The 17,877-nt window shown below is 43.2% G+C and carries 19 protein-coding genes; 12 read left to right on the top strand and 7 right to left on the bottom strand.

Annotated elements, in window-relative coordinates; all coding sequences use genetic code 11:
- Positions 1-20: 20 nt before the first annotated feature.
- The 3 genes from LV83_RS16200 to LV83_RS21425 form a co-directional block, all read right to left on the bottom strand.
- On the bottom strand, positions 21-311 hold the full coding sequence (locus LV83_RS16200) for a hypothetical protein (RefSeq protein ID WP_146613740.1): 291 nt from the start codon (positions 309-311) through the stop codon (positions 21-23).
- A 452-nt stretch (positions 312-763) separates the two neighbouring features.
- On the bottom strand, positions 764-1,195 hold the full coding sequence (locus LV83_RS16195; protein WP_111612607.1) for a MauE/DoxX family redox-associated membrane protein: 432 nt from the start codon (positions 1,193-1,195) through the stop codon (positions 764-766).
- A gap of 742 nt (positions 1,196-1,937) precedes the next feature.
- A complete protein-coding gene (locus tag LV83_RS21425) occupies positions 1,938-2,084 on the bottom strand; it encodes a hypothetical protein (protein WP_158530603.1) in 147 nt (48 codons plus the stop codon).
- A 20-nt stretch (positions 2,085-2,104) separates the two neighbouring features.
- On the opposite strand from LV83_RS21425, the gene LV83_RS16190 reads away from it, so the two are divergent.
- Positions 2,105-3,199, top strand: a complete 1,095-nt coding sequence (locus LV83_RS16190; RefSeq protein WP_111612606.1) for a histidine kinase — start codon at positions 2,105-2,107, stop codon at positions 3,197-3,199.
- Positions 3,183-3,911, top strand: a complete 729-nt coding sequence (locus LV83_RS16185; protein WP_111612605.1) for a LytR/AlgR family response regulator transcription factor — start codon at positions 3,183-3,185, stop codon at positions 3,909-3,911. The genes LV83_RS16190 and LV83_RS16185 overlap by 17 nt, the downstream gene beginning before the upstream one ends.
- A 23-nt stretch (positions 3,912-3,934) precedes the next feature.
- Here the strand turns inward: LV83_RS16185 and LV83_RS16180 are convergent, their stop codons facing one another.
- From LV83_RS16180 to LV83_RS16165, 4 genes are all read right to left on the bottom strand, one after another.
- Entirely contained in the window at positions 3,935-6,535 is a 2,601-nt protein-coding gene (locus LV83_RS16180; RefSeq protein ID WP_111612604.1) for a lantibiotic dehydratase, read from the bottom strand.
- 320 nt (positions 6,536-6,855) lie between these two features.
- A complete protein-coding gene (locus LV83_RS16175) occupies positions 6,856-8,133 on the bottom strand; it encodes a type II toxin-antitoxin system HipA family toxin (RefSeq protein ID WP_111612603.1) in 1,278 nt (425 codons plus the stop codon).
- A complete protein-coding gene (locus tag LV83_RS16170; protein ID WP_111612602.1) occupies positions 8,133-8,405 on the bottom strand; it encodes a helix-turn-helix transcriptional regulator in 273 nt (90 codons plus the stop codon). The genes LV83_RS16175 and LV83_RS16170 overlap by 1 nt, the downstream gene beginning before the upstream one ends.
- Before the next feature lie 289 nt (positions 8,406-8,694).
- The gene (locus LV83_RS16165) at positions 8,695-9,504 is read right to left on the bottom strand and encodes a LytR/AlgR family response regulator transcription factor (protein ID WP_146613739.1); all 810 of its coding nucleotides are present in this window, start codon (positions 9,502-9,504) and stop codon (positions 8,695-8,697) included.
- A 402-nt stretch (positions 9,505-9,906) separates the two neighbouring features.
- Between LV83_RS16165 and LV83_RS16160 the strand changes: the two genes are divergently transcribed.
- From LV83_RS16160 to traJ, 10 genes are all read left to right on the top strand, one after another.
- Complete coding sequence (locus LV83_RS16160) at positions 9,907-10,740, top strand: RteC domain-containing protein (protein WP_111612600.1); 834 nt, start codon at positions 9,907-9,909, stop codon at positions 10,738-10,740.
- A gap of 91 nt (positions 10,741-10,831) precedes the next feature.
- A complete protein-coding gene (locus tag LV83_RS16155; protein WP_111612599.1) occupies positions 10,832-11,239 on the top strand; it encodes a hypothetical protein in 408 nt (135 codons plus the stop codon).
- 67 nt (positions 11,240-11,306) lie between these two features.
- Positions 11,307-11,579, top strand: coding sequence for a DUF4134 domain-containing protein (locus tag LV83_RS16150; RefSeq protein ID WP_262510742.1), 273 nt, complete (start codon positions 11,307-11,309; stop codon positions 11,577-11,579).
- A 13-nt stretch (positions 11,580-11,592) separates the two neighbouring features.
- Positions 11,593-12,063: a hypothetical protein gene (locus tag LV83_RS16145; protein WP_111612693.1), complete on the top strand. Its 471-nt coding sequence runs from the start codon at positions 11,593-11,595 to the stop codon at positions 12,061-12,063.
- An 86-nt stretch (positions 12,064-12,149) separates the two neighbouring features.
- Positions 12,150-12,467, top strand: a complete 318-nt coding sequence (locus LV83_RS16140) for a DUF4133 domain-containing protein (RefSeq protein WP_111612597.1) — start codon at positions 12,150-12,152, stop codon at positions 12,465-12,467.
- 2 nt (positions 12,468-12,469) lie between these two features.
- A complete protein-coding gene (locus tag LV83_RS16135; protein ID WP_111612596.1) occupies positions 12,470-14,905 on the top strand; it encodes a TraG family conjugative transposon ATPase in 2,436 nt (811 codons plus the stop codon).
- Positions 14,906-14,907: 2 nt separating this feature from the next.
- On the top strand, positions 14,908-15,603 hold the full coding sequence (locus tag LV83_RS16130; RefSeq protein ID WP_111612595.1) for a conjugal transfer protein TraI: 696 nt from the start codon (positions 14,908-14,910) through the stop codon (positions 15,601-15,603).
- Positions 15,584-16,258, top strand: coding sequence for a hypothetical protein (locus LV83_RS16125; RefSeq protein ID WP_111612594.1), 675 nt, complete (start codon positions 15,584-15,586; stop codon positions 16,256-16,258). The genes LV83_RS16130 and LV83_RS16125 overlap by 20 nt, the downstream gene beginning before the upstream one ends.
- Positions 16,245-16,895, top strand: coding sequence for a TerB family tellurite resistance protein (locus LV83_RS16120; protein WP_111612593.1), 651 nt, complete (start codon positions 16,245-16,247; stop codon positions 16,893-16,895). Before LV83_RS16125 ends, LV83_RS16120 begins: the two co-directional genes overlap by 14 nt.
- Entirely contained in the window at positions 16,892-17,875 is a 984-nt protein-coding gene (gene traJ, locus LV83_RS16115) for a conjugative transposon protein TraJ (RefSeq protein ID WP_111612592.1), read from the top strand. Before LV83_RS16120 ends, traJ begins: the two co-directional genes overlap by 4 nt.
- The last annotated feature ends 2 nt before the right edge of the window (positions 17,876-17,877 follow it).

Here is a 17,877-nt window from a genome sequence, read left to right as displayed (position 1 = left end):
TCCAATGGCTGTTTATTGAATTAATCCTCAATTGGAGTCAGACCACTACCCGGAACAAACTGACCTTCACTGCTAGGAATAGGAGTGATCAAATCAGAATCCTCATAGAGGCAATCGCTTTGCGAAAGATTGCATTGGTACTGTAGCGCTCCCGGCCCCATAGTCCGGGTGGTTACATTATAAACCTCACCATTTGCCGATCCGAATTTAGGATCATTGGCATTGGAGGGATCTGCGAAATTCATGGCCATAGCCAGAGTTGCCCCGAATACTAATCCCAGTGCAGGGAGCATTTTTGTTATTGATTTCATAATCGTGTTGGTTAAGGGAGTTGCCTCCCGGTTGAACATGGTTGTATTCAGTTCCACTGATCAGGAGTTCCTTCCGAGGGCATCATCCTCCATGAGGAAGCCACCCAAGAACTCCGGTTCAGTCTGTGAACCGTCCGGGTAGTCCCGGTTTTGGGAATCGGTTCGGATCCCTGTACTGCCGAGTGTTTGCAGGTCTTCCAGCTCCCTGCGTTAGGAAGAAGCAGTACGGTACTAATGATTTAATTTCCTTTGACTTGTGGTACTAGGTTTTGTCTTTTTGGTATTTTTTGCAGCCCGTGCTTTAGAATTTGTGGGCTGTGGGCGGCGGGTTCAGCACCGTCGCCCTTTATTGTTCTAATTTTCTTGTGGTTATGTATAGATTATTAGAATTTTAGTTTAAATTTGTTGCGCAGAAATTAATGTTTCTGCACTAGTTAAAGCTTAACAACTTGTTAAAGGCCTGGGGCAACTGCCTCGGGCTTTTTGTTTTGGGACTGCTTGAGTCCGACTACTGCCAATGCGATGAATAGTAAGTTTAGAATCAAGTGCTCTAACCAGCCCAGACTTTCTAGAATCCCTGCGCAGTTGCAGGGGACTCTGGGAAAAGCCCCTACCCAGATCAGTCCCACATAGGTAGTGAAGACAGTGAGGAGGAGGATACTTGCGAGGTGTCCCCACCATCTAGTAACTGAAAAGAGTAGGAGTAAGGCAATCAGCAACTCAGTGATTGGTACTGCATAGGCCAATACATCTGCCAGCTCTACAGGAAAGGTCTGATTGTGAAAAGCGTTTTTACTTGCCTCCCAACGCAAGACTTTGTCCAGCCCGGTATAGATCCAGAGTAGAATGAGGAGTGCCGAAGGTAATTTTGAGAGTAAGTCCATTTTGTTGGGTATAATCCGTGATGGCTGGTTTGAATACTAGGTTTTTATACGTTTGTATTCTGATTTAATAATCTGTAAATCAATAAGTAAACCTGCTTGTCTATTCTCTTTTGTACTATGATAAATGTCGGGAGAATCAGATTTCAAAAGCAAGAATTTGGCGAACATGGTAGGGTTATCGGTGAAACTTGCAGGCAATTGGTCATCTTTCTTCCTATTTGAACTGTTTTTTAGGGTAATTCATGGCTTGGGAGATAAGTCCGGTTTTCGGGGGTGCACTCGTAATTGTTTCACGGTTAGTGGATTAGTTCTTTGTAAAAAGTCAGGAATTGGGGAGGTAGTATTGCATACTAAGTTATAATGATTAACTTAGTTACTCTAAAGCACATATACATTTTTGCACTAGTCATTTCATAGAAGCGTGATTCTTCCAGTTAATGATCAGGTGGTTATGTTTGCAGTAGGTTGATATGTCTGCCGGAATCAAGCTGTATTGGTGGATGAAGCTGCAAAACAATAAACTCAAATGCTTTTGGATTTTTCCATTTGCTGTCTAAAAGTATATGGGGATTTTTAGCAAGGCAACAGCTGGGCTAAAGGTCGTGTAAAAAAAGAACCTGCCTTGAGGCAGGTCTTTGAGGGCCGGATTATTTTTTGGATAGTGGTTTACCTTCAAAATTTCCGGTACAGCTGGCGACTTCAGTTGAAGTCTTTCTTAATCAATCCAGTTAGGATGTAGTAATTATACACGAGTAATGGTGGTACGGCATTCCCTGAAGAAGCTACCGGTCACGCGGCCTTGGGCATTGTTGTTACTTTCCTGATAACTGATTTTGCGGATGGAGAGCAGTGCTTTTTGACATTCCTCCATTGTTTGTTTGTTGATCATAAGATGTAATTTTTTGTACGATGGAAACTAGTAAATCCCAGCTGAACTCTGGGCGTTTAGGTGAAAAGAGCAGGGTTTTGGGTGTAATTGACCTAATTTTCAAGCCTGGCAAACAGCCACTCTATTTACTTTTTCTAATTTTTCTTAGTTACGCGCTGCTTGATTTGCTATCAACCTTTATAGAATTTGGTGAGGTTGACGGTTGGTTAATGGCTCAGTACCATTTTATAGCGGGATATCTGATCTGCGCAGTTTATTTTAAACTCGTCCTTCCCGAGTACTTTATCCTGAAAAGGCGAATTAGGGCGATAATATACTTTCTGTTGTTGCTTATCCTATTGGTAGGGATAAAGCTTTTGGTGCATAATGTGTTTTTGGGGACCCTCCCCTTAACCAAAGGTTTTCTCGTAGGTGAATTTAACCGGCTATTTAATTTCTTGATTTTAACTTCCGTGGTCTGGGCGTTTTATAACATCCTTAAACTGGGTAAGAGTAAATATGAAATAGAAATAAAGCACGAACAATTGAAGGTTATGCACAGATCCATGCAGCTGAGTTCCCATTTTGTATTGAATTCATTAAGTATTTATCTGTCAAAAATCATCAAACTTTCTCCTTCCCTGGCCGCTGAATTTTCCAAGCTCACATCTTTGCTCAGGTACAGTTTCAAGGAATTTGAAGAGCCTAATTTTCTCAATGAAGAAATAAAAGCAGTGGAAGAATACCTTCAGATTCAACGCATGCGGTTCCCTCAGCTTTCACTAGATGCAGCTATTGAGGTTCCTCCTATCTCAGAGGAGTTACCCATGCCCAAGTTATGCCTGCTAACTTTGGTTGAAAATGTATTTTTTCACGCGGACTATACCGATAAAGAGCATCCTTGTTTGATTAAGTTTAAGCTTGTCCGGGAAAAAGCTACCCGAAATTGGCTGTTTACAGTTTGCATCACCAATAAGGTTCAAAACAGTAGGGAAAAACCCCGTACAGGCTTTGGAGCTTCTTCTGTTTTTCGTGTGCTGAGACATGAATTCGGCGATGGATTTTATAACAAAGTAGTATCGGATGAATCAAATTATTCCCTTTTACTGACTATAAACTATGGAACAACAGTATAAAATTGGTCTGATTGACGATGAGGAGCATGTCCTGGAACTCTTGGCCGTAGAAATCTCCATGCTTCCGGGTTTTGAGGTAGGGTTTGCTACCGTTGATCCCCTCGTGGGGCTGGAATATGCCCGGGATGGAATGGCGGACATCCTGATAACAGATATCCTGATGCCTGAACTGGGTGGATTGGAATTATCCAGAAAGCTGATAGATTCCGGGATTCCGGTGATTATCTGTTCGGGACATTCCAAATATGCTTTGTCTGGGTATAAGGTGGATGCATTAGGTTTTTTGACCAAACCACCTGAATCTGTTGAGCTAGCAGAAGTGCTGGAAAAGGCTAAAAAGAAATTGGATTCCCTGTATTGGGTCAGAAAGGAGATGGAGGACAACTATAATGTAGTGGGGGATAAGTTGGGTTATAGGCAACAGGTATACAAGCCGTCGGAAATCCTGTATATGGAGCAGCAAAACAAAAAGTCCACAGTTAAACTGGAAGATGGAAGTGAATTCGTGCTGACTTCCCCATTTTTGGAAAGTCTCAAAAAGCTACGTAACAGGTATATGGTTAGAGTACACCAATCTTATGCAGTCAATATTCTAAAAGTTAAAAACCTTTACCCGGAGGAATGTGAGCTTGTTTCGGGGGATAGGATAGCCATGAGCAGGAGTTATAAGGAAGATGTGAGACGGATTTTTGAAAACAGAAGAATTAACTGAGAGGCTTCACTATTAACCTGAATCTATTCTGCCTGTACACCTTGTTCATGGGCATAAATTTCTCTTCCAATTTCCCTGTAAAGCCTATATTTTATTCTACGTTCAAAATTCAGTGTTTCCAGAGGAAAAAACCGATTGACCATCATGTGCAGGTGGTTGAAAACCAAGGATAGGGATGAATCTTCTTCGGCATGAAAATGTTCATGGCCGGTAATTATCTCAAGGTATTTAAATGAATTAAACTCCGAAGTTTTCATCGTTTTATACGGGTTAAAGGATGATTTATACTCCTTTACTGATTCAAAAGGCATGCGTTTTACATCCGATTTAAGCGATTCAAATATGCTGGAGAGATAAGGGGATTGTGAAAATATGTTTCTCCATAACTGGACAAGCAGATCTTCCCTGTACTTTGCCGGATAGTTTAGATAAAGCATTCCGCTGGATTTATCGGATAGAAATAGGGATTCCAAGTGAAAAAGTTGGTGCGAAGTTTCCAATCCCTTAACGCCGTATTTAGCTGTTTCAGGAAAATAAGGAGCTGTTTTCCAATTCAGTTCATTTTGGAAAAAGAACTCGGAAAAAAGGAGGAGTAGGACCTTTCTATCTTCTTCATTTATATCCAGCACCCGTAGACGGATTTCGGTGGCTCCGTTTTTCCCATAGAGTAAATAGAACCACAGGGGGGATCGGGAATGGACCTGAGGTTCACCCATGAAGTAGACTAGTCGCTCTAAGGCTTCAGGGAGTTCAGTAGGGTTTACTGTGCTTGTAAAGCAAATGCAATTTTTCCGGGTATGGGTTATAGGATTAAATGAGCTTAAAGGTTGGTGCGAAGGCTGGGGTCTGGAAAGCTGGAACACAAACTGTGGAAAGGCAGCGGTACCGTCATCGGAATGGAAAAGGCCTGAGGGGTACCATGCCGGATCATTCAGGGTAAGCATTTTATCCCGTTGAAGCTCCTGCCAGAGTATTTTTAGATCTTCGGGGATGTAACGGTTTAGCAAAAGTTCCCTGTCTGTATGGCCAGCCAGTACTTGAGGTGGTATTTGTAGTTGATCCAGTCGTTGCCCGAGTGCTGAAAGACTGGGAACATTGGACTTTTTCAGTTTCCATTTTCTGCTTTGAAGACAAATTTTCCCCCAATTCAGTTGTGGGCAATACGGGAGTTGGGAAAGGGTACTACTCTGGTAGGGTAGGAATCTGAATCTACACTGATGGGCTGTCTCCCAAAGTAGCCTGAGGATAGGGTGGGTGATTTGTTCACCGTTGAGCGGGTGCAAAATAACAGGGACTACCTGCCTGCCAGTGTGCTTATGGATAAGTTGGATACGGGTATCCCGAATCCCAATGTAGAGTTCATTAAACGCCAGTTGGCTTGGCTCCTTTGCTTCAAAGGGGGTGATCTCATAGGCAAAGATGTTGTCGACATTGCAGATATGCTGGATCGGTGCTGATTCGAGAAGCTGGACATGGGCATACATTACCTCAGGATCTATAAATATTCTGTTTTTGATCCTTTGGGTTTGTGTTTTGATTTCAGGGTTTCTGTTAAACCTCCCGGTATAGACGAAGGGGCGGTTACAGACTATATTTTCTATAATAGGATTGCCCATAGTATCTAAACGGAAAAGGAGCTGTACATCGTGGATGTCGGTATCAAGGTCCTTAGCTGGAAAGAACTGCTGTAGGTCAATAGAAGCCTGTGTATGCTTTGACAAAATGGCTGAAATGATATCGTCTTCTTTACCAACTGTATCGTCTTGCAAAAATTGGCCCGACAGAAAGCCATTATGGGTCATTAGCTCATTTAAAAGGATATGTCTGTCATCAAATTGAGTGGTAAAGAATTTCTTGAAATCCCTGATGTAACGAGTTTCTTCCTTTGAAAATAGACTTCCTACTGAAGAAGTAAAAAGCTGCAGCTGTTCCCTTAGGGTTTCGGGTAAGTTGAGTCGGTTTTTTACCACCGTATCCACACCGGAAGTAGGATCTTTGATTGGATTTTCTGGAAAAAGGAAACCTGAAGACAGGACTTGATTCCATAGGAGCTTTGCCTCTTCGCCCGATATACCAGACTGCTTGGGAGAAATCAATTGTTGGAATTTAGTGAAGTTTATAGAATCCGTGGACATTGTTTTGAGCAGGGCATCAAATAGGGGGTTGACAGGAAGCTTGCATCCTTTCCAGCTACGGCTTTTATGGTCAAAAATAAGGGCATGATAATGCTTTTGTTTAATTTGAATTCCAGGAATCAGCTTATAATTGGAATGCAAAGGATCTGCAGGAAATTCGGATGGTTTACTATTTTCATCTGCGTGGCCCTGAGTAATTTCAGAAGCCTGAACCGGGAAATCTAAGGTTATTTCTTTGGCCCAGCTGCCTAGTCCCACGCCTGCAAACCTACCGAACGGGGTAGGACGATAGCGACCTCTGAGCAGGTATTTTCGAAGTTTAACCCGTTGTTTATGGGTCAGCTCTGATACTGTTTTTCCTTCCAATTCCCTGTGAAAAACAATTGAGGAAAGTTTAATGGCACTGAGAATGAAATTCCATTGCTGATCTAAAACAGCATCTTGTTCATGATCAAAATGGAATAGGGGGAGTCGGTATAGAAATGACATAGTGGATTGATAATTTTCTTCAATCCTAGCTGAATTGGCAATCGGCCTGACATTTCCGGTGAAGACGGTGGGGTTTTCGGTGAAATTAACAGAGGAAAAGGGAGCTGTAGGATATTTAAGTTTCTATTTTTGGGATAAAAGCTGACAGATTATTCCTAAATAAGTGGTTTTAAAAATGGATCTGTTTTTTAATTGGAGGAGTCAATTTTATTAGATGGATTTATTAATTCTATCCAAGGCAATTTATGTTATGTCCTAGAGTTTTTGGCTGCGTCTTCAGGCAGCTGTTGACACCAGATTGTGGTTCCCAGGAACAGTATTTACAATAGGATTTTGAAATCCCTTGAAATTCTAGTTAGAATTGAGTCTGGGATTCCAAGCTCCTTGGCTTTGCTTTCCCAAAATGGAATCAATGCTTGTGTTTCCAGGATGATCTTCTTATAGTTTTTGATCGTGAATTTTTCTGCAACCGTTTGAACATCCTTAAATTGAATGTCTGATTTTTTACCGTTGACTGACAGGGCTCGATAGGTCTTTTTATAGTTGATTTGAGGGTTGAGCGAATAAGTGAGGTCATAGGCTGGTGCCAGCCTCCAGTCATCGCTTTCTTCATTATAGATTAAACTCTGGTTTTTCAAATGATCGTCCTTGTTGCAGAAGATAATATTGAATACCATTCTCATGAATAACTGTACCGAGTCTACTTGAGGTAAATTTAAATAGTGTAATAAGTTGAAAATATTCTCGTAAGTAGACTGATCTGAATTGATTTGGGTAAAGTCCCATCCGGTTAGACCTGATATGGTCAAGACATGTTTCTTTGTTCCATTGACCCTGTCGAAACGTTGGGTTGCGAAATGCTTTCCTTCAATCATTTTGGAATCCATCATTTCAATTCCGCATTTTCTTGCTGTTAAGTAATAACAGTATTCGATGAGTTCTCGGTTATAAGGAACCTCATCTAAATTGAGTTTGACCAGATAGTGGTAGTATTGATCCGAATAATTAAGGTCACCAGGGATGATTGATCCATCTTCTTTGTTTTCAGAAATCAGGATTTTTGGTCTGGCTCCACCTGCTGAGGATCCGATTTTAAATAAGGTCAATAGTGATTCATGGTTCAGGATAACTGCAGAAGTTCTTTCCTTGGTGTCCAAAACTTTTATAAGTACTTCAACAATTTCGTCAATGTCAATTGTAATATCCTTTGGTATATCTTTTCCTGGCCTGAACTCCAGGGCTCCCATGCCACGATTGGATACATATGCCAATTGTTCCAATACAGTGATTTTGGAAAAGTTTTTTTTTGTGTTTTCCAGCCATTCCTTAAAAATGATATTCCCAAACATATCTGGAAGCGAATCAGCAATCATGGGAGGGAGACCACGGAATGTATCATTGCTATAGTTTTTAAATACCTGAGTTGGGACTATTCTTTTGATAATTCCCAGTTTTTCAGGGAATAGATTGATCATTTTACCTGATTCGAGGTAAGCTGGATTGTATTGGAAAAAAGAAATGTTTTTGGTTTCATCGAAACCAACTTTACCTATTTCCTGCCCAAAGCAATAAAGCGAGATAAGATTGTTTTTTGGCATTAATACAATGAGTCTGGTTTGTTGTATTCAGATGATTTTTCTTTTAGGAAGGAATAGAAGCTCTCCAATTGGTTGAAATGTTGAAAAATGAGTAGCAGGGTGTCAAAGTTGAAATTCTTACCGGATTCCACTTTTTGGATAGTGAGCCGGGAGAGATTCAGATTTTCTGCAAGGCCTTCTTGGGTTAAAGAATTTGCTTTTCGCATTTTCTTGATAAGACTGCCTAGCTCCTTTTTCAGGTCTTCTATTTTTATGAAATTGAAAGTAAGCATTGGGGTTTGTTTTTTTATCAATATGTTAATTTTTGTAAGCAAAAATACGTTTTATTGTATTAAAAGTTTATTTTAATTTACTTTTTTCTTTAGATTAGGTGGATGCCTGTAAAATTTATTTTTGTCTATTAATATATACATTTATTATTTTTTTACAGTAAAAGTATATTTTGATATATAAATTAGTGATTTTCTCTGTTTTCTTTCTTCTTCTGAGAAAAATGATTTTACAGTTCATAAGAAAACAGGAGTTAGGTAATTCTTTGATATGAGATTTGTATCAGGGTATTTATCGTTTAATCCATTCTTTAAATTGGGTGGATCGGTTTTGACTCACTGTCACTTCTCCTGCAAAGGGGGGCTCTAGGTTTAAAATTAATTTACCATGACCGTTAGATTTGAAATTCAGGCATGCCCTGTAATGGATAATCATTTTTCGGTTTACTCTGAAAAAATCCCTATGAGGCAGGTTCCTCTCCAGTTCATCCAGCGTCTCATTGAGATAAAATTTTGATTCTTCGCAAGTGACTAGGTAGTTCATGCGATTCTGATGATAAATGAACCTGATATCTGTAAGAAAGATGGGGATCGTTTTTGTTCCCTGTTGGACCAACAGTATTTCATTGGATGAAGGTGTTTGTTCTTTATCCTGCTTATTTCTTAAAATGTGATAGTAGAAAAGATAATAGACATTGAATAGAAAGACAGGTAATGCCATTACTGGAAAGGAGCTTTGTGCACTGGGATCTTTATACATCGTATTTATTCCAAAATACCACTGATAGATAGATAGAAAGAATAAATCGATGATCCCAGGAAGCAACATCCCCAGAGCAAACTGAAGTAGCAACCTGACAAGAGGTTTTTCCTTCCAATCATAGCTCTTATCCAATTGTACCGTTACCCTGTGGACAAATTCAATAAAGAACCCAGCTATCAAAAAAGCTGCTAACAACTTAATGAAAAAGGAGGTGTTGGAAAGTGAATCCAGGTAACGTGCGCCTGTCCCATACATCCCCACAAGAAATGCGGCGATTATGCATAGCAGAGTCCGGATTACCTGATCATTATATCTAACGGGAATGTTTTTTTTAGCCAAAATCAACAGCGTTGCGGCCCCTGGCAGACCGGAATAAACAATAGTGAGCCTCCCAAGATGAGGAAGTACTAGTTTATAAGTTAATAAACTCTTTGGTTTTTTTGGGATATGGCCGTCTGGAAGCCATTATTTATTCTTTAGGAGTCGGGTTTCTAAAGCTTGTTGTTTGGGATGTGTGGAGGTTTTATAGTTAATTAACTATGCTAGTTTAGTTTTCATCCTGATGTGATACCATTTCATCCAGCTAATCACCTGATTCATGTTCTCTGTATAGGGTTTTTTTGAGTTTATTTTGTGCAGAAGTTATGTTTGTACAGTACCTGAATGGGTACTCAGGCCTACTGATTTTCAGACCCGCGGGCAGTTTTAACCAGGGATTAGTTCCCATAAAATTGTCAGAACATGATAGCTAATGAACATTTTAACCTGCTTTATCTAAGGATGAAGGAGGAGGTAGGGGCTATAGGGTCATCTACCAGTAACCCACTTCGTGCGGCAGAACAATCCTACCTGATTGTCAGTAACTACTGCGACCAGGTAAAAGCTGAAGAAACCTTTAATTCTCCTGAATCAGAGGTAGCGTTTTTCAAGAAGATCAGACCGGGCTTTGAAGCCGAGCTCCTATATTTTGGTGAGCTCTATTACATTCTTTCCACTCTGCCAAAAAGAAGGAAGGACAGAATCAGGCATTTTGCTAAGCAGTATGCTCCGATTCGGTTGTTTTTCCGAAGATATCAGTTGCTATATGAATACTGGAGTCTTGGAAGATCGGATTTTGATATTCAGTTCTTTACCCGGGATAAAGTGGATGCTCCGCTGCTGATCGTGACTCCGCTACCGCTTGGGGATAGCCATTGTACCCCTGCTGGAAAAGTCTTTGCGAGATTCCGTGCATACAGTGAGCTAGACGGATTTCTGGAAAAGGAAATTAGCCGACTGGAAAACAAGACAGAGAAGGAGAGCCAAACACTTAAATGGACAGCTACCAAGGCAGCCTTGGTCGAACTTGCCTATGCGCTGAAAGCTACCGGGGCTGTTAACAACGGCAATGCTTCCATCCGGGATATTGCTACACACCTGGAGCGGGTATTCGGTCAGGATCTTTCCCAGTTCTACCGTACGTTTCAGGAAATCCGTATCCGAAAAAACAGCAGGACTACATTTTTGGACCGCATGAAGGATAAACTGGAACGTTGGATGGACAATACAGATCTGAACAGCAGGGGGGAAGACTGATTTTTTATCTTTTTTTTCTCCCCCTTCGGAATTCGGTGTGAACATTTTTTCTGATTCCGGCGCAGGTTTGTAACCACAAAATCAAACGCTTATGCTGGAAAATGTTTCATGGGGAGTCTTTCTTAAACTGCTTGGAATAGTCCTGACTTGCTACTATGGGGTTGTAGTTTTCCGCTACTTCCGGTCAGATATTTCCGGTTTTCTGCTAAAGGGAAAAAGAATGGGACTGCTGGGTAACCAGGGTAAGAATAGGGCTGAAAGTAAGCGCTCTTCCATCGATAAGCTGTATGCGTTGTTGGATGAAATAGACCCTGAACTGATGGCCAATGCGGAGACAAAAGCTGAATTGATTCAACTCCTTCGTCAAAAAGTAAGGCACTATGGATTGCCTGATTCCAACACGGCACGCAAAATACTGCTGAACCACCTGCTGTTGGTGGCCAAGGCCGAACAGGTAGATCTTGGAGAAGAGGATCTCCTGGCCCTGTTCAATACCTAACCAAACTGATTATTCAAACCAACTAAACTCACATTCGATGAAAAGGATTACTAAATGGATTAGTGTTATGTACTTCTTGCTACTCGCAGGAATGGTGAAAGCCCAGGACGGAAATGCGGGCATCAACGAGGCCACCCAGCAGGTACGTGGATATTTTCAGTCGGGTACAGGATTGATGTATGCCATAGGTGCCATAGTTGGACTCATTGGCGCAGTCAAGGTTTTCAACAAATGGAATAACGGGGAACCGGATACCGGAAAAGTCGCTGCCGCATGGTTTGGTTCCTGTGTGTTTCTGGTCGTGGTAGCCACAGTACTTCAGAGTTTCTTTGGTGTCTGAAACTATGCTGGATATGGATCTGCTCAAACAGCGAAAAATGGGGATACTTCCGGAAATTGACATTGCAGGACACGCATATACGGTTGATTTGAGGCTCAATGAACTCCGAAATGTGGAGTTGCCCAACAAAAAGCTTTCACTCGATGAAATGGTGACGGCTCCAAATGGAAGACATTACCTGTTCTTCTATGATATTGAAAGCCGGTCCATTCTGCATGCTTCTTCGGACATGGTAACCTTGCCGACGAATGCTGTCTTGGTGGAAATTCCGGATGAACTGGGGCTGGATCCGGTAGGGATGGCCAGAAAGTACGGACTGAGTGACGAGTACTTCCTTAAGATGCATCCTTATGAAAAAGCGGGTAAGGCTACACTTACCTCACTGGATAAATCGGGACTGCCTGAGTTTGTTGTGGCTAATCAAAAACTACTTCAACAAGACCTCCAAGATCCGCAGAAAATAACCTTCCGCAAATCCCCATAGCTGCCTGTTGAGCACTGGCGTTCCGCTTGAGCACATTGCGATTACCAACTCTATCTTATTCTGAACCTTAGTTAAGAAGCTATAGCATGATCAAGTACCCTGTCAATAGAGGCATCAACAAGCCCATGGAGTTTAAGGGACTCAAAGCACAGTACATCGGATACCTGGCAGCAGGACTGGGACTTACACTGATTGCTTTTGCAATCGGGTATGTTCTAGGGGTGTCCATGTATCTGTGCCTGACAGTGGCTGTAGTGTTGGCAACAGCGGATTTTGTACTGGTGTTCCACCTGAGTGCTACCTATGGGGAATATGGTCTGATGAAGAAAATGGCCCAAAATCAGGTGCCAGCCAGTGTGGTCATCAGAAGTAGAAAAATCTTTTATAACCTGATCAAGCGCTGAGCATGGATTTAGAAAATTTATTTCCAATCTACAAAGTGGAGCATGAGCTGATCCTTTCCCGGGTGGGGGACATGACAGCGGCCTTTGAGGTGGAATTGCCTGAACTGTTTTCCCTGAGTGCTGCGGGATTCGAAGGGGTGCATCATGCCTGGAATAAGGCTGTAGGGGTACTGCCAGGAAATACCGTGCTGCACAAGCAGGACTGGTTTACAGATGCCGCATATCAGGGAAAGTTTGAAGGACAGGATCATTCCTTCCATTCCCTTTCCAGTGAGCGCTTCTTTGCGGAACGGCCGCATCTTAACCACCGCTGTTTACTGTATATCACCAAAAGACCCAGGGGAAATAAGCTGGGGAATTCGGCTGTTTCCAATTTGCTGAGAAAAACGCTTGTTCCGATAGAACTGTTGGAAGTTAATGTACTGGAGGAGTTTCAGAATGTACTTGGCCAGCTTGTCCAGATTCTTGGGGATGCAGGAATTGGGTTGAGGCGCATGAATGGGGAACAACTGGCGGGAACCCCGTGGAAGCCGGGTGTTTTGGAGGAATACCTGAATTTGGGAGAGGTGGATCTACTTCAGGATATTCAGTTCAAGCCGGAGTGGAAAATAGGAAGCAAGTATGTACAGCTCTATAGTTTGGGGGAGGTGGATAATCTGCCTTCCACAGTAAGTCCCCATAAAGCTTATGAACCCTATGGAACCGATCAGACGGATTTTCCAATCGGTTTTTCCACGCCTGTCTGTGCCTTGCTACCCTGTAATCATATCTATAACCAGTTTCTGTTTGTTGAAGATCACCAAAAGAAGTTGAAAGCCCTGGAATCCAAGCGGCAACGACTGGAATCTCTGGCCAACTATTCCAGGGAGAATGCCATTGCACGGGATGCTACAGCGGAGTTTTTAAATGAGGCTATTGCCACAGGAAGAAAGGCAGTAAAGGCACATTTTAATGTGATGTGCTGGACTGATAGATCCCAGGAGGTAGGGATGCTGCGAAATCTGGCAGCGGGTGCGCTTGCCAAAATGAATGTGGTGCCCAAACAGGAAACCGTTGGTGCACCGCAGATTTTCTGGGCAGGCCTTCCGGGAAATGAAGCTGCTTTTCCGGTGAATGAAACCTTCGACACCTTTATTGCACAGGCTACCTGCTTTTTCAATCTGGAAACCCACTACAGGAGTTCCCGAAGTCCGGTCGGAATTCGGCTGGGAGACCGGATTACCGGGTATCCTATCCATGTGGATATTTCCGATGAGCCGATGAAGCAAGGGCTGATCACCAACCGGAACAAATTTGTTTTGGGGCCTTCAGGATCGGGAAAATCCTTTCTCACCAATCACCTGATGCGCTCTTACTATGAACAGGGTACACATGTGGTATTGGTGGATGTGGGGCATTCTTACCATGGACTCTGTGAGCTGATCGGGGGATATTACTTTACCTACGAGCAGGACAATCCCATCCGCTTTAACCCCTTTCATGTGGAAGGAAGAAAGCGGCCGGAAACCGAAAAGAAGGAAAGTCTCAAAACCCTGCTCATTGCATTGTGGAAAAAAGAGGATGAGGTATTCAGGCGCTCAGAGTATGTCGCAATTTCCAATGCGGTGTCGGGATATTTTGAGCTGTTGGAAAATGACCTGGAGCTCTTCCCCTGCTTCGATACTTTTTATGACTACCTGAGTAAGGAATTCAGGGAGGTTTTAAAGCGGGATGGGGTCAGGGAGCATGACTTCGATGTGGACAATTTTATGTACGTGTTGCGCCCATATTACAGGGGTGGTGAATTTGATTACCTGCTGAATGCACGGGAAAATCTTGATTTGCTGCAGCAGCGCTTTATCGTCTTTGAACTGGATAACATCAAGGATCATCCCATCCTCTTTCCGGTGGTGACCCTGATGATCATGGAAATCTTTATTTCCAAAATGCGCAAGCTCAAGGGGGTCAGAAAGATCATCCTGATTGAGGAGGCTTGGAAGGCCATCGCAAAGGAAGGGATGGCAGAGTACATCAAGTACCTGTTCAAGACGGTCAGGAAATTCTTTGGGGAAGCCATTGTGGTGACCCAGGAAGTGGAAGACATCATCTCCAGCCCGATCATCAAACATGCGATCATCAACAATGCCGATGTCAAGATCCTGCTGGATCAGAGCAAGTACCAAAACAAGTTTAAGGACATCCAGGAGTTGTTGGGTTTGACTGATCAGGAGAAGGCAATTATTCTATCGATGAATAAAGCCAAAGAGCCAGGCAGGAATTACAAGGAAGTATATATCAGTATTTATAAAAAGGTGTACAGGGTGGAAGTGAGCCCGGAAGAATACCTCACTTATACGACCGAGGAGCGGGAGAAAATGAGGGTTGAGGAATTGACCAAGAAATACGGTAGCCGAAAAAGGGCGATTGAGGTACTCTCGAAAGAACTTGAAATCAACTAGCTATGAAAATCAGAAAACGAATTGTGATGGTAGTCCTGCCGCTGGTCATCAGTCTGACTGCATTGCCCATGCAGCAAGCAGCTGCCGTTCCCATCGCTGTGATTTTGGAAGTAATAAAGGCTGGGGTGAAAAAGGTCATCCAGGCAATTGATCTGAAAATCCAGCGCCTGCAGAACCAGACGATCTGGCTTCAGAATGCTCAGAAGGTGTTGGAGAATAAACTGAGTGAGCTGAGGCTTTCAGAGATTTCAGAGTGGAATGAAAATCAGCGAAAGCAGTACGATGAACTCTTTGAGGAACTCTGGAAAGTCAAGCGGATCATCGCACAGTTTCAACGGGTGCGGGATATTGCCGCTATGCAAAAACAGTTGGTCAGGGAGTATCAAACTACCTGGGGAATGATCAACAATTCTCCTGCTTTGGCATGGGAAGAAAAGAAGTTGATCTCAGGGATATATCAACAAATCCTGGAGGAGTCTATACAGAATCTCAGCCACCTGAGCGGGGTGATGACTTCATTTACCGCCCAGATGAATGATGCTGACCGGCTGGCTTCCCTTCATCTGGCAGAGGACAGAATCCGCAAAAATCTCGTGGATTTAAGGTCGCATAATTCAAGGAATATGCGCCTGATCCGTTCCCGTGAATTACTGCCACTCAACAACCTAAAACAGAACTATGATTTGGATAGAAAATAACTATTCCTGGAGAGTAAGCAGGGTGATTCTCCTGCTGGTAATGATGAGTGTTGGACCGTGTGTAACCGCCCAGACTCTGGAGGAGTGGACTAAGCAGAAAAAGCTGCAGACCAGCTACAAACTCAATCAGATAGCTGCACTGTCTGCCTATCTGGAGGTGGCAAAAAAGGGATATGAAATAGCCAAGGCAGGATGGAGTCTGGCCGGTGACATTCAGGCCGGTGAATACTCACTGCACACCGACTACTTCGGGAATTTGGTTGCAGTTCATCCGCTAGTCCGGGATTACCCGATTGCGCTGGAAATACCGAATGTATATAGGCAGATCAACAGGGAGGTGGATTGGATGGATAGATTTCTGGCTGATCAAAGCATGCTGGAAGAGGGAGAGATAATGGCTGTCAATAGATTCAATAGGGGAAGTAAAGCGCAGGCGGATGTCCTCATGGATGAGCTCCATGAGTTACTGTCTTCGGATTCTTATGCTATGGATGATGGGGAAAGGCTGGCTGCGATAGATGGATTGTACGCGGGAATTCAACAGCTTTTTCAAGGCTTGAATGTCTACAACGGGAGAATCCGGTCACTGGATTTGCATAGGAAGCGAAAAGAAACCCAACACCAACAACTAAACAGTTTCTATGATGTCAGGTAAAATCAAACAGGTCATTGGGCTGGGGATGCTGCTGCTTGGGTTGCTGCATCCCTCTCCAGGGAACAGCCAGACCCATGAGGCTACACAGCTTTTGCTGAATTACGAAAAGCTGATGCAGCTAAAGGAAATCCTGGACCAAATGCATAAGGGGTATTTTGTTCTGGAGCAGGGATATTCTAGGGTGAAAGGAATAGCTGAAGGTAATTTCAAGCTCCACGAGGCATTTTTGAATGAACTCCTTAAAGTCAGCCCTGAGGTCAGAACGTACTACCGTGTAGCTGAAATCATCCAATACCAGCAGCGGATTTTGGGCGAATATAAATCCACCTATACGAAGGTTAGCAAGGGAGATTCTTTTACTGCTGCTGAGCTCGCATATCTGGCAGAAATGTATGAAGGGCTGTTTAAGGCTTCCCTGCGTAACCTCGATGAGCTGGTACTGATTCTTACCGCAGGGGAGCTGCGCATGTCGGACTTCGAACGGTTGGAAGCCATTGATCGCCTGCATGTGGAAATGTCAGGTCTGTTGGTCTCTCTGCGGGATATAAACACAGAGATTAATTCACTTGGAATTCAACGGAACAGGGTTAGAAATGAACGAAAGTCAATCTTGGAATTAAACGGAATAAAACCATGAGGAAACAAGCCATTTTACTGGTGGGAATGGTATTCCTACTCACCGGATCTGTCCAGGCACAGGCTATTTCCGGAAGTGTCGAAGGCCTGCATGAGGTATTGGATCAACTCTACGAAGAAATGATTCCATTGGCCAATGGGCTGATTACCGTTGCCAGAGCGGTGGCAGGATTTGCGGCCATCTGGTATATCAGCATGCGGGTCTGGGGTCATATTGCCCGCTCGGAACCTATTGATATGTATCCCTTACTTCGCCCTTTTGCCATAGGGTTGGCTATTATGCTCTTTCCGCAGGTATTGGCGGTGATTAATGGAACCATGAGCCCAATCATCAGGGCTACAGCTGAAATGGTGGAAGGAACGAACGAAGCTATTTCCAATCATATCTATGAAATGGAGGCTGAACAGCTTGAGCCTTATATCAACCACTTGCTCGATAGTGGTGAGCAAAAATACCCTGAAAACCTGAAAGACATGGGCTTTTTTGAGCGCTTGGCAAACGAGGTTTTTGTTTTTAATCTAAGAGCCATTGTCAGCAAACTGATATCAGAGTTTTTGCAGGTGCTGTTTTTCGCCGCTGCCTTATGTATTAACACCATCCGCACCTTTCAGCTGATCGTACTGTCCATTCTTGGTCCGCTCGTCTTTGGTCTTTCTGTCTTTGACGGGTTCCAGCATACCCTGGCAGCTTGGTTTGCGCGCTACATCAATGTGTCCCTGTGGCTCCCGGTAGCCAATATCTTTGGTGCAATCATCGCCAAAATCCAACTCAATATGATGGTACTGGATGGGGATTTCACTTCTTCGTTAGGCTACTTGATCTTCATGGTTATTGCCATTATCGGTTATATGACGGTTCCCAATGTGGCTGGATTTATCGTGCAGCCGGGTGGTAGGGATAGTTTGCTTAATTCTGCCACAGGGGCAGCCAAGTCCAGTGCGTTGGGTGGAACCCAGGTTATTCATCAAGTCATCAAATAAGG

The sequence above is a fragment of the Algoriphagus yeomjeoni genome (genome assembly GCF_003259505.1).
GTDB lineage: Bacteria > Bacteroidota > Bacteroidia > Cytophagales > Cyclobacteriaceae > Algoriphagus > Algoriphagus yeomjeoni.
Note: the sequence above shows the minus strand (reverse complement) of the source record. Positions and strands in the feature narration are given on the sequence as shown.

Excerpts from the sequence above, each read along its gene's own strand:
- LV83_RS16145 (WP_111612693.1), top strand. The coding sequence starts at position 11,593 with ATGGATCTGCTCAAACAGCGAAAAATGGGGATACTTCCGGAAATTGAC.
- LV83_RS16120 (WP_111612593.1), top strand. The coding sequence starts at position 16,245 with ATGATGTCAGGTAAAATCAAACAGGTCATTGGGCTGGGGATGCTGCTG.
- LV83_RS16125 (WP_111612594.1), top strand. The coding sequence starts at position 15,584 with ATGATTTGGATAGAAAATAACTATTCCTGGAGAGTAAGCAGGGTGATT.
- LV83_RS16170 (WP_111612602.1), bottom strand. The coding sequence starts at position 8,405 with ATGCTTACTTTCAATTTCATAAAAATAGAAGACCTGAAAAAGGAGCTA.
- LV83_RS16180 (WP_111612604.1), bottom strand. The coding sequence starts at position 6,535 with ATGTCATTTCTATACCGACTCCCCCTATTCCATTTTGATCATGAACAA.
- LV83_RS16130 (WP_111612595.1), top strand. The coding sequence starts at position 14,908 with ATGAAAATCAGAAAACGAATTGTGATGGTAGTCCTGCCGCTGGTCATC.
- LV83_RS16135 (WP_111612596.1), top strand. The coding sequence starts at position 12,470 with ATGGATTTAGAAAATTTATTTCCAATCTACAAAGTGGAGCATGAGCTG.
- LV83_RS16200 (WP_146613740.1), bottom strand. The coding sequence starts at position 311 with ATGAAATCAATAACAAAAATGCTCCCTGCACTGGGATTAGTATTCGGG.
- LV83_RS16185 (WP_111612605.1), top strand. The coding sequence starts at position 3,183 with ATGGAACAACAGTATAAAATTGGTCTGATTGACGATGAGGAGCATGTC.
- traJ (WP_111612592.1), top strand. The coding sequence starts at position 16,892 with ATGAGGAAACAAGCCATTTTACTGGTGGGAATGGTATTCCTACTCACC.
- LV83_RS16155 (WP_111612599.1), top strand. The coding sequence starts at position 10,832 with ATGCTGGAAAATGTTTCATGGGGAGTCTTTCTTAAACTGCTTGGAATA.
- LV83_RS16150 (WP_262510742.1), top strand. The coding sequence starts at position 11,307 with ATGTACTTCTTGCTACTCGCAGGAATGGTGAAAGCCCAGGACGGAAAT.
- LV83_RS16140 (WP_111612597.1), top strand. The coding sequence starts at position 12,150 with ATGATCAAGTACCCTGTCAATAGAGGCATCAACAAGCCCATGGAGTTT.
- LV83_RS21425 (WP_158530603.1), bottom strand. The coding sequence starts at position 2,084 with ATGATCAACAAACAAACAATGGAGGAATGTCAAAAAGCACTGCTCTCC.
- LV83_RS16175 (WP_111612603.1), bottom strand. The coding sequence starts at position 8,133 with ATGCCAAAAAACAATCTTATCTCGCTTTATTGCTTTGGGCAGGAAATA.
- LV83_RS16160 (WP_111612600.1), top strand. The coding sequence starts at position 9,907 with ATGATAGCTAATGAACATTTTAACCTGCTTTATCTAAGGATGAAGGAG.
- LV83_RS16190 (WP_111612606.1), top strand. The coding sequence starts at position 2,105 with ATGGAAACTAGTAAATCCCAGCTGAACTCTGGGCGTTTAGGTGAAAAG.
- LV83_RS16195 (WP_111612607.1), bottom strand. The coding sequence starts at position 1,195 with ATGGACTTACTCTCAAAATTACCTTCGGCACTCCTCATTCTACTCTGG.